Source organism: Klebsiella sp. JN_Kp126 (assembly GCF_033843325.1).
Lineage (GTDB): Bacteria > Pseudomonadota > Gammaproteobacteria > Enterobacterales > Enterobacteriaceae > Klebsiella > Klebsiella michiganensis.
Genome location: NZ_JAWXQV010000041.1, coordinates 33,069 through 47,165 on the forward strand (window position 1 = coordinate 33,069; position 14,097 = coordinate 47,165).

Annotated in this window: 11 protein-coding genes and 1 riboswitch; of the genes, 3 read left to right on the plus strand and 8 right to left on the minus strand. The window is 60.0% G+C overall.

Going from position 1 to position 14,097, the window contains the following annotated elements; translation table 11 throughout:
• Positions 1-90: 90 nt before the first annotated feature.
• From polB to araB, 4 genes are all read right to left on the minus strand, one after another.
• Positions 91-2,448: a DNA polymerase II gene (polB, locus tag SIK97_RS02170; protein WP_049080569.1), complete on the minus strand. Its 2,358-nt coding sequence runs from the start codon at positions 2,446-2,448 to the stop codon at positions 91-93.
• Positions 2,449-2,605: 157 nt separating this feature from the next.
• Entirely contained in the window at positions 2,606-3,301 is a 696-nt protein-coding gene (gene araD, locus SIK97_RS02175) for an L-ribulose-5-phosphate 4-epimerase (RefSeq protein ID WP_014227900.1), read from the minus strand.
• A gap of 72 nt (positions 3,302-3,373) precedes the next feature.
• Positions 3,374-4,876 (minus strand): L-arabinose isomerase, encoded by a 1,503-nt coding sequence (gene araA / locus SIK97_RS02180; protein WP_057173156.1) that lies wholly within the window; start codon positions 4,874-4,876, stop codon positions 3,374-3,376.
• A gap of 10 nt (positions 4,877-4,886) precedes the next feature.
• Positions 4,887-6,596 (minus strand): ribulokinase, encoded by a 1,710-nt coding sequence (gene araB, locus SIK97_RS02185; protein WP_049080565.1) that lies wholly within the window; start codon positions 6,594-6,596, stop codon positions 4,887-4,889.
• Between the two features lie 337 nt (positions 6,597-6,933).
• On the opposite strand from araB, the gene araC reads away from it, so the two are divergent.
• A complete protein-coding gene (gene araC, locus SIK97_RS02190; RefSeq protein ID WP_004098545.1) occupies positions 6,934-7,779 on the plus strand; it encodes an arabinose operon transcriptional regulator AraC in 846 nt (281 codons plus the stop codon).
• A gap of 128 nt (positions 7,780-7,907) precedes the next feature.
• The gene (locus tag SIK97_RS02195) at positions 7,908-8,675 is read left to right on the plus strand and encodes a DedA family protein (RefSeq protein ID WP_014227902.1); all 768 of its coding nucleotides are present in this window, start codon (positions 7,908-7,910) and stop codon (positions 8,673-8,675) included.
• Here SIK97_RS02195 and thiQ read toward each other — a convergent pair.
• The 4 genes from thiQ to sgrR all read right to left on the minus strand — a co-directional run bounded on the left by thiQ (position 8,662) and on the right by sgrR (position 13,803).
• Complete coding sequence (gene thiQ / locus SIK97_RS02200; protein WP_014227903.1) at positions 8,662-9,363, minus strand: thiamine ABC transporter ATP-binding protein ThiQ; 702 nt, start codon at positions 9,361-9,363, stop codon at positions 8,662-8,664. The two genes, SIK97_RS02195 and thiQ, sit on opposite strands and share 14 nt — an antisense overlap.
• Entirely contained in the window at positions 9,347-10,957 is a 1,611-nt protein-coding gene (thiP, locus tag SIK97_RS02205) for a thiamine/thiamine pyrophosphate ABC transporter permease ThiP (protein WP_032747950.1), read from the minus strand. Before thiP ends, thiQ begins: the two co-directional genes overlap by 17 nt.
• Positions 10,933-11,916, minus strand: a complete 984-nt coding sequence (gene thiB / locus SIK97_RS02210; protein WP_009654640.1) for a thiamine ABC transporter substrate binding subunit — start codon at positions 11,914-11,916, stop codon at positions 10,933-10,935. The genes thiP and thiB overlap by 25 nt, the downstream gene beginning before the upstream one ends.
• A 31-nt stretch (positions 11,917-11,947) precedes the next feature.
• A riboswitch (TPP riboswitch) is annotated at positions 11,948-12,110 on the minus strand.
• Positions 12,111-12,147: 37 nt separating this feature from the next.
• Entirely contained in the window at positions 12,148-13,803 is a 1,656-nt protein-coding gene (sgrR, locus tag SIK97_RS02215) for an HTH-type transcriptional regulator SgrR (RefSeq protein WP_057173070.1), read from the minus strand.
• A gap of 87 nt (positions 13,804-13,890) precedes the next feature.
• Between sgrR and sgrT the strand changes: the two genes are divergently transcribed.
• Complete coding sequence (sgrT, locus tag SIK97_RS02220; RefSeq protein ID WP_004098552.1) at positions 13,891-14,043, plus strand: glucose uptake inhibitor SgrT; 153 nt, start codon at positions 13,891-13,893, stop codon at positions 14,041-14,043.
• Positions 14,044-14,097: the final 54 nt, after the last annotated feature.

The window sequence follows — 14,097 nt, forward strand, 5'->3', positions numbered from 1 at the left end:
GCGCTATATTACTGGATGGCGGAACGTTCGTCACGTCCTCCTCACCCTTCATTTTGCGGCTTTTGCGCCAGCGGAATGAGTGAGAAAAAATCAAAATAGCCCCAGCTGCCCCGTCACTATTGTAGCAAAATCGTCGTCGACAAAGGGAAGTATTCCTTCGGCGACAGGCTCTAATTGCTTAGAAAGATAGTGTTCATAATCCAGCGGTGATTGCTGATAATCCACCGGCTCCGGCCCGCCGGTGGTCCAGACGTATTTAATGCTGCCGCGCTGCTGATACTGCTGCGGCCTGCCCAGCCTGACGTTTTGCTCATCAGCGAGCCTGGCCGCGCGCACGTGCGGCGGCACGTTGCGCTGATACTCCGCCAGCGGACGGCGCAGGCGCTTGCGGTAGACCAGCCGATCGTCAAGCTCGCCGTTCATCAGCTTATCAATGGTTTCGCGCACGTAATCGCGATAGGGCTGATGGCGGAAAATGCGCAGATAAAGCTCCTGCTGAAACTGCTGGGCCAGCGGCGTCCAGTCGGTGCGTACCGTCTCCAGCCCTTTAAACACCATGCGCTGCTCGCTGCCTTCCTGAATCATCCCGGCGTAGCGCTTTTTACTGCCGGTATCCGCGCCGCGAATGGTGGGCATGAGAAAGCGGCAGAAGTGGGTTTCGAACTCCAGCTCGAGGGTGCTGACAAGCCCCTCTTTGCTCAGCTCCGCCGCCCACCATTCGTTGACAAAGGCCACCAGCGAGCGGCCGATGCTGCTGGCTTCCTCTTCGCTGTGGGACCGTTTGAGCCACACGAAGGTGGAGTCGGTATCGCCGTAGATAACGTCATAGCCCTGGGATTCAATCAGCGCTTTGGTCTGGCGCATAATCGTGTGGCCGCGCATGGTGATGGATGAGGCCAGACGCGGATCGAAAAAGCGGCAGGCGCTGGTACCGAGCACGCCGTAGAAGGCGTTCATAATGATTTTCAGCGCCTGCGACAGCGGTTTGTTTTTATGCTGCTTGGCCTCGTCGCGCCCGTGCCAGATTTGCCCGACGATCCCCGGCAGGCAGTGTTTTTCTCGCGAGAAGCGCGCGCCGAGAAAGCCTTCGGTGCTGTGAGCGTCATCGGGCTGCGCCAGACCTTCCACCAGCCCTACCGGGTCGATCAGAAAGGTGCGGATAATCGACGGGTACAGGCTTTTGTAATCCAGCACCAGCACCGAGTCGTAGAGGCCGGGGCGGGAGTCCATCACGTAGCCGCCGGGGCTGGCCTGCGGCGGCACTTCACCGAGGTTCGGCGCGACGTAGCCGAGCCGGTGCATGCGTGGGAAATAGAGATGGCTAAAGGCGGCTACCGAACCGCCGTGGCGATCCGCAGGCAGGCCGTTGACCGTCGCGCGCTCCAGCAAAAACGGCATGATCTCGGTTTTGTGGAAGATGCGCGTGACCAGCTCGCAGTCCTGCAGGTTATAGGTGGCCAGCGCCGGTTTATCCTGGTGAAAGCGGCGATCGATTTCATCCATCCGATCCCAGGGATTATCAATGGCTTTGCCCTCGCCGAGCAGCTCGCGGGCGACCGACTCCAGCGCAAAAGAGGAGAAGTTCCAGAACGCGGATTTCAGCGCCTCGATGCCATCGATAATCAGGCGGCCGTTGGCCTGAGCAAAGAAGACGCCATTCTTAAAACCGTGTTCGCGCCACTCCAGTTCGCTGTTGCCGCGGCCGAGCAGCAGCGGGATGCGATAGCGCTCGGCGTGCTTTTGCAGGACGCGTAAATCAAACTGCACCACGTTCCAGCCGATCAGCACGTCCGGGTCGTGGGCGGCAAACCAGGCGTTAAGCTTTTCCAGCAGCAGCGGGCGGCTGGCGACGTACTCCAGTTCGAAATCGACGGCAGGCGGGGTGGCAGGTTCCGGCCCTAACATATAGACGACCCGCTGGCCGCAGCCTTCAAGGCCGATGCAGTAGAGCTCGCCGTGGCGGCTGGTTTCGATGTCCAGCGACACCCACTTCAGGGGCGGCCGGTAGTGGGGATTGGGCTTCATCCGCGCGTTGACCAGCCGCTGGCCGCGCGCCTCGCCTTCAACCCACACCGGGGCGGTGATAAAGCGCTCCATCAGATAGCGCTCCGGCGGGCGAACGTCGCCTTCATATACCGTGACGCCGTTTTCGCGCAGCTTTTTTTCCAGCCGCATCAGCTGGCGGTGAGCGCGGCAGTAGAGACCAAACACCCGCTGGCGATGAAAATCTTGCAGAGTGAGCGCAGCAAGGCGATGGCCGTTTTCGCCCTGCAGCAGGCGTTCAGCCTGCGGGCGCTGCGATTCGGGAATGAACGCGACGGATTCCTGCGGCGGCAGGGTGACCTCAAGCGGGCCGTCATCGGTCGCCAGCCAGAATGTCAGTTCGGTGCCCTGCGGGGTATCCCGCCAGTGACGGGTGAGTAAAAAACCTGCTCGTGGCTGCGTCACGCCGTGCTCTCATCAGTAAAAACCAGGCCTGATTATAGCCTGGTTCACCGAATGATGCTGGGGTTTTATACAGGTATGGCGCGCTGTTTCCCGGACTTAGCCGGGCTACCAGCCTGTAGCCCGGCTAAGCGCAGCGCGAGCCGGGAATGCTGCGGCGTTACTGCCCGTAATAGGCTTTCGCGCCGTGCTTGCGCAGATAGTGTTTATCCAGCAGCGTTTGCTGCATCTCCGGCAGCTGCGGCGCCAGCTGGCGGCAGAAGATGCCCATATAGGCGATCTCTTCCAGCACGATAGCGTTATGCACCGCGTCTTCGGCGTTTTTCCCCCAGGCAAACGGGCCGTGCGAGTGCACCAGCACGCCGGGCATTTGCGCCGGATCGATGCCTTTCTCACGGAAGGTTTCAACGATCACTTCGCCGGTTTGCCATTCGTACTCGCCGTTGATCTCATCGTCGGTCATCAAACGGGTACAGGGGACCGCACCGTAGAAATAGTCGGCGTGGGTGGTGCCGGTAGCGGGAATCGACTGTCCGGCCTGCGCCCAGATGGTGGCGTGACGCGAATGGGTATGAACAATGCCGCCCAGCGTCGGGAATGCCTGATACAGCAGACGGTGGGTTGGCGTATCGGAAGAGGGCTTTTTCTTGCCTTCCACCACGTCGCCGGTTTCCAGGCTGACCACCACCATATCCTCGGCGGTCATGACGCTGTAGTCGACGCCGGAGGGTTTAATCACCAGCACGCCCCGTTCACGGTCGACGGCGCTGACGTTGCCCCAGGTGAGGGTAACCAGATTGTGCTTTGGCAGGGCCAGGTTGGCTTCGAGAACCTGCCGTTTAAGATCTTCTAACATACTGTGCTCCGAATTGCTGGCGAGTCAGTTCCCCTCACCCGCACCCTCAGGGAGAGGGTGAGGGACGGCCCCTTAGCGTTTTGAACCGTAATACACTTCGTTCCAGCGCAGCGCGTCCTTGAAGGAGGGCAGACGGGTTTCGTTATCAATCACGGTCAGCTCGATATCCTGCAGCTCAGCAAACTGGCGCATATCGTCGAGGGTGAGCGCATGGCTGAAGACGGTGTGGTGCGCGCCGCCAGCGATGATCCAGGCTTCGGACGCGGTGCGCAGATCCGGATGCGCTTTCCACAAGGCGTTGGCCACCGGCAGCTTCGGCAGTTCGTGCGGCGTTTTCACCGTTTCAATGGTGTTCACCAGCAGACGATAGCGATCGCCGAGATCGATCAGGCTGGCGACGATCGCCGGGCCGGTCTGGGTGTTAAAGATGATGCGCGCCGGATCGGCTTTCCCGCCGATGCCCAGCGGCTGCACGTCGAGAATCGGTTTTTCAGGGGTGGCGATGGTCGGGCAGACTTCCAGCATATGCGAGCCCAGCGCCAGATCGTTGCCTTTCTCGAAGTGGTAGGTGTAATCCTCCATAAAGGAGGTGCCGCCCTGCAGACCAGTTGCCATCACCTTCATGATGCGAAGCAGAGCGGCGGTTTTCCAGTCGCCTTCGCCCGCAAAGCCGTAGCCCTGCTGCATCAGACGCTGCACGGCGAGACCCGGAAGCTGTTTCAGGCCGTGTAAATCTTCAAAGGTGGTGGTGAACGCGTGGAAGCCGCCCTTTTCCAGGAAGCGCTTCATCCCCAGCTCAATGCGCGCGGCATCGAGAAGGTTCTGCCGCTTATCGCCGTGGATTTGCACCGCGGGGGTCAGGCGATAGCTGCTTTCGTACTCATCCACCAGGGCGCTGATTTCACCGTCGGTGACCGCATTGACGACCTGCACCAGATCGCCCACCGCCCAGGTGTTAACCGAGAAGCCAAACTTAATCTGCGCGGCGACTTTATCCCCGTCGGTGACCGCCACTTCGCGCATGTTATCGCCGAAACGGCACACTTTCAGGTGGCGGGTATCCTGTTTAGAGACCGCCTGGCGCATCCACGCGCCGATGCGCTGATGGGCTTCTTTATCCTGCCAGTGGCCGGTCACCACGCTGTGCTGCTGACGCATGCGGGCGCCGATGAAGCCAAATTCGCGGCCGCCGTGGGCGGTCTGGTTCAGGTTCATAAAGTCCATATCGATGCTGTCCCACGGCAGGGCCGCGTTGAACTGGGTATGAAACTGCATCAGCGGTTTATTCAGGATCGTGAGGCCATTGATCCACATTTTCGCCGGCGAGAAGGTATGCAGCCACACCACCATCCCGGCGCACTTATCATCGTAGTTTGCGTCGCGGCAGATATGGGTGATCTCATCCGGCGTGGTACCCAGCGGCTTAAGCACCAGTTTGCACGGCAGTTTGGCTTCCGCATTCAGGCTGTTCACCACATGTTCTGCGTGCTTTGTCACCTGACGTAGCGCTTCAGGGCCGTACAGATGCTGGCTACCGATAACGAACCACACTTCATAGTTATTAAAAATCGTCATTTTCATGTCCTTAATGGGTGAGGGCTGCCTGAGATTGCGGCGCGGATTCCGCTTTTGCAGTCGAAGGGAGATAACGTTGTTCCGCGCTGAGCGACCACTGCTGGTAGCGCTGATAGAGTTGTTCGAAGCGTTGCGCCTGCGCCGGACGAGGCTGCAGGGTACTTTCCACCTGGCTGGCCATGTTTTCCTGTGCGGCAGGGATATCGCGGTATACGCCGGCGGCAACGGCGGCGAAGATAGCCGCGCCCAGGGCGCAGCACTGATCGGACGCGACGATTTGCAGCGGGCGATTCAGCACATCGCAGCAGGCCTGCATGATCACCGGGTTTTTGCGCGCGATGCCGCCGAGCGCCATCACGTTATTGACCGGGATCCCCTGTTCGGTGAAGCACTCCATAATGGCGCGGGCGCCAAAAGCGGTGGCGGCAATCAGTCCGCCGAACAGCGCCGGGGCGTCGGTGGCGAGGTTCAGATCGGTAATGACCCCTTTCAGACGCTGGTTGGCATTCGGCGTACGGCGGCCGTTAAACCAGTCCAGCACCACCGGCAGGTGGTCAAGAGACGGATTTTTTGCCCATGCGTCGGTCAGCGCGGGCAGCAGCTGTTTCTGGCTGGCTTTGATCTGCTCTTTGAGTTCCGGGTGGGCCTGCGCCAGCTGCTCCAGCGGCCAGCCGAGAATGCGGCCAAACCAGGCGTAGATGTCGCCAAAAGCGGATTGCCCCGCTTCCATACCGATAAAGTCAGGCACGACGCTGCCGTCGACCTGGCCGCAAATCCCTTGCACCGTGCGCTCGCCAACGCTCTGTTTATCGGCGATCAGAATGTCGCAGGTGGAGGTGCCGATAACTTTGACCAGCGCGTTTGGCTGCGCACCGGCGCCGACGGCGCCCATATGGCAGTCGAATGCGCCGCCGGAGATGGCGACGGTTTGCGGCAGGCCCAGGCGCGCGGCCCATTCGGCGGTGAGCGTGCCGACCGGGACATCCGCAGTCCAGGTATCGCTGAACATCGGGTAGGCCAGGCTCTGGTTGATTATCGGGTCGAGTTCATCGAAGAAACCGGCAGGCGGCAGTCCGCCCCAGCTTTCATGCCACAGGGATTTGTGCCCGGCGCTGCAGCGGCCGCGACGAATATCCTGCGGGCGGGTGGTCCCGGAAAGCAGGGCCGGCACCCAGTCGCACAGCTCAATCCACGATGCGGCGGCCTCGGCGACGGCGCTGTCCTGGCGGGTCACGTGGAGGATCTTGGCCCAGAACCATTCGCTGGAGTAGATACCGCCGATATAGCGGGAGTAATCCTCTTTGCCCGGCTGGTGGCACAGGCGGGTAATCTCCTCCGCCTCCTCCACCGCGGTATGGTCCTTCCACAGCACGAACATGGCGTTGGGGTTGCTGGCGAATTCGTCGCGCAGCGCCAGGACGTTGCCGTCGGCGTCGATGGGCGCGGGGGTGGAGCCGGTGCTGTCAACGCCGATACCCACCACGGCAGCGCGCTGTTCGGCGCTAAGCGCGGCGAGGACGCTTTTCAGCGCGGCTTCCATTGATTCGATATAGTCGCGTGGATGATGGCGGAACTGGTTGTTCGGACCATCGCAAAATAGCCCCTCCTGCCAGCGCGGATACCACTCGACGCTTGCGGCGAGCTCTTCGCCGGTCGCGCACTCTACCGCCAGGGCGCGTACTGAATCACTGCCAAAATCGAGGCCAATCGCAATTGCCATACTGTTACTCCATGCTAAAAATCATTCATGGTGAAACAGTAGATATCTGGGCTGAAAACCGTCAGGCCGTATTCGCTAATCTTATGGACTATATTGCTGTGACGTCGCAAAGTGTGACGCCGTGCAAATATTCAATGTGGACTTTCCTGCCGTCTTTATAGACACTTCAGTTATGCGCTGAAAGCGCCTGAACTGTGCGCCGTGCTCAGTTTTTATCGAGAAGAGGCGGGTTTTAATTCATTTTCTAACCCGCGTCGCAGCATGAGCGACCAGCCAGAGGATAAAATACAAGGTATGGACAATTGGTGTCCTTAATGCCTCCTGGAGAGCAGAGTTTATGGCCGAAACGCAAAACGATCCTTTGTTGCCGGGTTACTCTTTTAACGCCCATCTGGTGACGGGCCTGACGCCAATTGAAGCCGATGGCTATCTTGATTTCTTTATTGACCGTCCGCTGGGCATGAAGGGCTATATCCTTAATCTGACGATTCGCGGCGAAGGGGTGATCAATAACCACGGAGAGCAGTTTATCTGCCGGCCTGGCGATATGCTGCTGTTCCCGCCGGGAGAGATTCACCATTATGGCCGCCATCCCGATGCCCGCGAGTGGTATCACCAGTGGGTCTATTTCCGGCCGCGCGCCTACTGGCATGAATGGCTTAACTGGCCAACGATTTTTGCCCAGACCGGCTTTTTCCGCCCGGATGAGCAGTGGCAGGCGCGCTTTGGCGAACTGTTCGGGCAGATTGTGGAGGCCGGGCAGGGCGCCGGGCGTTACTCCGAGCTGCTGGCGATCAATCTTATGGAGCAACTGCTGCTCAGGCGCATGGAAGCTATCAACGAATCGCTGCATCCGCCGCTGGATAACCGGGTGCGCGATGCCTGCCAGTACATCAGCGATCATCTGGCGGACAGCCATTTCGATATTGCCAGCGTCGCCCAGCACGTGTGCCTGTCGCCGTCGCGCCTGTCGCATCTGTTCCGCCAGCAGCTGGGGATCAGCGTACTGGGGTGGCGGGAGGATCAGCGCATTAGCCAGGCCAAGCTGCTGCTGAGCACGACGCGGATGCCGATCGCGACCGTTGGCCGTAACGTCGGTTTTGAGGACCAGCTCTACTTTTCGCGCGTGTTTAAGAAATGCACCGGCGCCAGCCCGAGCGAGTTTCGCGCAGGGTGTGAATAAAAAGTAAAGAAAGTGAAATGATGGCCCGGATTTTTAACACAGCCAGTAAACTATACAAACAAATGATGGCTTGACGAAGTATGAACGGCTCCGGAGAATCCGTGCTTCGTTTTTAAACCGGGTACATTATGCAAGCATTGCTGGAACACTTTATTACTCAATCCACGGTCTATTCTCTGATAGCCGTTCTGCTGGTCGCCTTCCTCGAGTCGCTGGCGCTGGTGGGGCTTATCTTACCGGGAACGGTGATGATGGCCGGATTGGGGGCGCTGATCGGCAGCGGCGAGGTTAACTTCTGGCAGGCGTGGCTGGCGGGGATTATCGGCTGTTTGCTCGGCGACTGGATTTCATTCTGGCTTGGCTGGCGGTTTAAAAAGCCGCTGCATCGCTGGTCTTTTTTGAAGAAAAACAAAGCACTGCTGGATAAAACCGAACATGCGCTGCATCAGCACAGCATGTTTACGATTCTGATTGGCCGCTTCGTCGGGCCGACGCGCCCGCTGGTGCCGATGGTCGCCGGGATGCTCGATCTGCCGGTCGCGAAGTTCATCCCGCCGAATATCATCGGCTGCCTGCTGTGGCCGCCGCTCTACTTCTTACCGGGAATCCTTGCCGGGGCGGCCATTGATATCCCGGCCGATGAGAATAGCGCCAGCTTTAAGTGGCTGCTGCTGGGGGCGGCGCTGCTGGCGTGGCTGGCGGCGTGGCTATGCTGGCGGCTGTGGCGCAGCGCCAAAAGCGCCGGCGATCGTCTCACCCGTTTTCTGCCGCGTTCGCGCCTGCTGTGGCTCGCTCCGCTCATGGTGTGCGCCGCCGGCGCGGCGCTGGTGTTTGCCTTCCGTCATCCGCTGATGCCGGTCTATCTCGACATCCTGCATAAGGTTATTTTGCGCTAATTCCCAGCAGCGCCGAGGCGCTGCTGTTGCCGCTGAGCAGCGCGGCGGTCGCGCCATCCCAGGCAATCCGTCCCTCAGCCACGACCACCGACCGCGGCGCGATGCGCGCCGCATCTTCCACGCTGTGCGAGACCATCAGCAGCGTCAGCTGCCGCTGCTGGCAGACGTCGGCAACCAGCGTCAGCATCTCCAGCCTCAGCGCGGGATCGAGCGCCGAGAAGGGCTCATCCAGCAGCAGTACCGGCTGCTGGCGCACCAGACAGCGCGCCAGCGCCGCACGCTGGCGCTGGCCGCCGGAAAGCTCGCCCGGCAGCCGCTCTAACATCGCGTCAATCCCCATCTGCCCGGCAATCGCCTGCAGATGGGCGGATTGATCCGCGTTCAGCTTGAGCCCCGGGTGCATTCCCAGCGCAATGTTCTGGCGGATGGTGAGATGGTTGAACAGATTATTTTCCTGAAACAGCATCGATACCGGACGACGCGCGGGCGGCGTGTGGGTATGGGGCTGGCCGTCGAGCGCGATACTGCCGCTGGCGGGCGTTAAAAAACCGGCAATCAGGTTCAGCAGCGTGCTTTTTCCGGCCCCGCTCGGGCCAAGAACCGCGATGCGCTCACCGCGTTCGACGGAAAGCGTAAAACGCATCGGCAGATGCTGGTAAAGCCAGGTCACATCATTCAGTTTTAGCATCGCGTCCCGGAAGTTTTTCAATCACGCTAAAGAGTAAAAAGCACAGCAGCAGAAGCAGAAGGGCGGTCACGGCGCCGTCCTGGCTACGGTAAGAACCAATTTGCTGATACAGATAAAAGGGCAGCGTACGGAAATCTTCGTTGCCGAACAGCGCCACGACGCCGAAATCGCCAATCGACAGCACGCAGGCGAAGGCCAGCGCCTGGGCCAGCGGCCGCTTTAAAGCGCGAAGCTCGACCACCCGAAGGCGGGTGAAGCCGCGCATCCCCAGCGACTGGCAGAGGGTGCCGTAGCGGGCGGCGATATCGCGCATCGGGTTTTCCAGTACCTTGAGCGCATAGGGGATTGCCATCAGCGCATTGGTGAAAATCACGATACCGTCGGCGGACTCGGGCAGGCCCACGCTGTTATTGAGCAACAGGAAGAAACCGGTGGCCAGCACGATGCCCGGCATGGCGAGGATCAGCATCCCGCTCAGCTCAAGCGCCTGACCGGCCAGAGGGTGACGGCGGGCGCGAAGCTCGCGGCTGCTCCAGAGCAGCATCATGGTCAGGATGACGCTTAAGACCCCGGCGGCAAGGGCGATACGCAGAGACGTCCACAGCGCCTGCCATAGCGCCGGCTGATGCAGCACGCTCAGCAGATTGCTGTTCAGCCCGTCGCCTATCACCGCCAGCAGCGGCGGCAGCAGCAGTAAAAGCGCCGCGCCAATCAGCGCCGCGTCGCACAGCCGGCTGTACAGCCGGTCGTCGGGATCGCGCCAGCCGCGAATATGGCTGGCCCCGATGGCGAGGGCTTTACTCAGGCGCTGGCTAAGCAGTACCAGCCCGAGGCAGCAGACCATCTGGATAAGCGCCAGCATTGCCGCGCGCGCCGGGTCGTAGTCGAAATTAAGGGCCTGGTAAATCGCCAGTTCGATGGTGGTCGCCCGCGGGCCGCCGCCCAGCGACAGCACGGTCGCAAAGCTGGCGAAACAGAGCATAAAGATCAGCGCCGCGACCGGTGGAATTTGCCGGCGCAGCCACGGCCACTCGACCAGCCGGAAGAAGACGTAGCCGCGCATGCCGAGCTGGGCGGCAATTTGCCGCTGTTCGCCGGGGATATTTTCCAGCGTCTGCAGCAGCAGGCGCGTGGCCATCGGCATATTAAAGAATACGTGCGCCAGCAGGATCCCCTGTAGCCCGTAGGGCGAGAATTCCCACTGCCAGCCAAAAACGTGGCATAGCTGGGCCAGCCAGCCCTGACGACCGTAGACGCTAAGAATGCCGAAGACCGCCACCAGTACCGGCAGAATTAAGGTCATCGCGCAAAGGCGCAGCAGCAGCGTGCGCCCGGGGAAGCGCCGCCGGTACAGGGCGCGGGCGAGGAATATCGCCGGTAGCACCGAAAAAAGCGCGGAAAGGAAGGCCTGCCAGAAGGAGAAACGCACCACGTGCCAGAGATAGCTGTCGCGGATAAGCGCGTTCCAGGAGGTCTCCGGGGCGCTGAACCATAGCGCCAGAAAGGCGGCCAGCGCCACGACGACCAGAACGATGGCCGCCGTGAGTCCCGGCAGGAGCCAGCCGAAAGCTAGCGGCTGACGGCGCGTTGCCATGCGCTAATCCAGTTCTGACGTTCGGCGGCCACCTGTTGCGGTGTGAATTCGAGGGTCGTTTGCGGTTTCATCAGCGCGTCAAAGCCTGCCGGAAGCGCAACCGTCGTCACCGGATACATCCAGTTGCCGGTGGGGATCGCGTTCTGGAAGCCCGGCGATACCATAAATTTAAGGAACTTTTCCGCCAGCTCCGGCTGTTTGCTGGCCGCGGTGCGGGCGGCTACCTCAACCTGCAGGTAGTGGCCTTCAGCGAAGTTTGCCGCGGCGTAGTTATCTTTTTTCTCTTCGATAATGTGGTAAGCCGGGGAGGTGGTGTAGCTCAGCACCAGATCGCTTTCGCCTTTCAGGAACAGGCCGTAGGCTTCGCTCCAGCCCTTGGTAACGGTAACGGTTTTCGCCGCCAGCTTCTGCCAGGCTTCCGGCGCTTTATCGCCGTAGACTTTTTGCATCCACAGCAGCAGGCCCAGGCCCGGCGTACTGGTGCGCGGATCTTCATAAATCACCCGCCATTTTTGCTCGCCCTCAACCAGCTCTTTCAGGCTTTTCGGCGGATTTTTCAGCTTGTTTTTATCGTAAACAAAGGCGAAGTAGCCGTAATCGAACGGCACGAAGGTGTCGTTGTCCCAGCCGCCGGGCACGCTGACCGCGCTGGCCGGGACGCCGCTTTTGGCGAACAGCTTGCTTTGCGAAGCGGCTTCCAGCAGGTTGTTATCCAGCCCCAGCACCACGTCGGCTTTGCTGTTTTTGCCTTCCATTCGCAGGCGGTTGAGCAGCGAGACGCCATCTTCCAGCGCCACGAACTTCAGCTCGCAGCCGCAGTCGGCTTCAAAGGCTTTTTTAACCGCCGGGCCCGGGCCCCAGTCGGCGGAGAACGAGTCGTAGGTATAAACGGTGAGCAGCGGTTTGGCAAAAACGGGCGCGGCGACCAGCGCCAGCAGGGGGAGTAATTTTTTCAACACTTTGCACCTCAGAAAAAGGGGGGGCAAAGGATTTTGAGAGGGCCTCAAATCCCTTCGCCGGCGTTATCCGGATCAGGTTCGACGGGTATTTTCTCAGCCCATACGCTTTATCTTCGGGTTGCTTCTGCGCTAACCGCGCGTTGAGGCAACTTGAATGAGATTGCGTATGTTTATTAGCACCCCGTTGAGAACGGCAGTTAGTGTAATGATTTTGTTTGCCAACGGAAAGCATTACGGCTCCGGCGGCGAGAACCACGCGGACTTAAAGTCAAACCAGCCGAGCGTGTTCATGCGTACGCCGCGCATGCTGCGCTGCCCCTGGATCATCAGCCAGTGGTGGATCAGCGGCACCACGGTTTGATTGGCCAACAGCTGCTGACTCCAGGTGGCCGGGTTCAGCTCGCCCGCGCGCCAGCGAGCGGCGTCCTGTTCCCAGTCGATGGGGATACAGTTGCGAATCAGCGGAACTTCATACAGCCAGGCAAACAGGGAGAAATCGATCGGCAGCGTAAAGTTGGCGCTGTTGAGCCAAACGTCGCTGACCACCTCCCCGCGGTGCCACTCCTGATACTCCAGCTCCTGGATCTCCAGCTTAACCTGATGCTCGGCCAGCAGCGTTGCCATGATCCCGCCCATCACGCGATGCTCGACGTGATCCTGGTAGTAGGTCAGCCTGACCGTCTCAAGGCCGGCAGGCTTCTCGCAGGCGTGGCTGCGCGCATGATGCCAGCGGGGCAGCAGGCCATACGCCGGGAACCAGTTGCCCTGATAGTGCTCGCCGGCGTGATAGAGCAGGTTAGCGGGCTGGAACACATAGCTTAGCCACTGGCGTACCGCGCTGTTACCGCCCAGCGGGCTGCGGGCGTCGAACAGCAGGTAATAACACCCCTCTTCCAGGCGGCTTTCCACCGCTTTTTCGCTTTGCGTGGTGCCCTGTAACGTCAACCCGCCGTTGGGTTCTTCGCTGATTTCCGGCAGGACCCAGACGTTCACTTCATCGATCAGCGCCCGGTAGCCGAAATAGTCATCGAAGGCGTGAATTTTGAGCTGATTCTGGTTATTACGCACAACCGAGTAGGGCCCGGTCCCCACGGGGATACTGGAGAAATTCTCCATCGTTCGCCACTCATGCGGAAGGATCATAGCCGGGACCTGGCTTAACAACCACGGCAGCCAGCGGTCGGGCTGGCGGAGATGAATGTCGAGGGTCCATGCGGTGGGAGAGTCGATGCGCTCAATATGAGAGAACAGCGGCAGGGCGTTGCTGCGCTGCAGAGAGGTGATGACATCTTCCATCTCCAGCTCTCGTCCATGATGAAAATGAATCCCCGGACGCAGAAAAAAGCGCCAGTGGGTGGGGGCGATCTGCTGCCAATGGTGAGCAATATCGGCCTCCAGTTCCCCATTTTCCTCATTTACCCGCGTCAGGGCGCTAAAAATCTGCCGGGCAATATGCGTTTCCGAGCGGCGCAGCGCGCTGCCGGGCAGCAGATTTTTCATCGGCCGATAGTAGAGCACGCGCAGGATATGCCGGCCCTGACGAAAGCTGCGGCCTAAATGGGAAACCAGCATTTGCCGGACGGCGGCTTTATCGCCAACCAGCTGCACCAGCTGATCGATTCTGTCCTGATCCAGCAGATCTTCCGCCCTCTGCTGCTGCAGGGCGAGACCGGTATAGAGAAAAGAGAGGCGGGAGCGCTTGCCGCGCCCGGCCTCCGCCTCCCAGGTCAGCCAGCCGCGCGCTTCCATCATGTTGAGCAGGGTACGCATATGGCGGCGCGAGCAGCTTAGCATCTCTGCCAGCGCATTCAGCGTGGTCTCCTGCGACTTGCCATCGCAGCACTGCCACAGGCGGATGAACTGCTGTTGTAAACGACCGGAAGACATAAAAGGGGAACTCCTGATAAAAACTCAGCAATTTATTACTTCCTATATTAAGTCAATAATCAACGTCGATGAAGCGAGGAGGTGAATATGATGGGGTCAACCATGAAACAGTTCTACCAACGCTACTTTTCTGCGACGCAGGATGCGTCCTGGCTGGCCCGCCTGATGGCAGGAAGACAGCAGAAAATGCTCGGCGAGCTGATGCAGTGGGGAGTTACGTCGCAGACCTCGGATCATTGACTTGCAGACATCATGTGTGACTGAGTATTGGTGTTATACTCGTCGTCTTTCAAG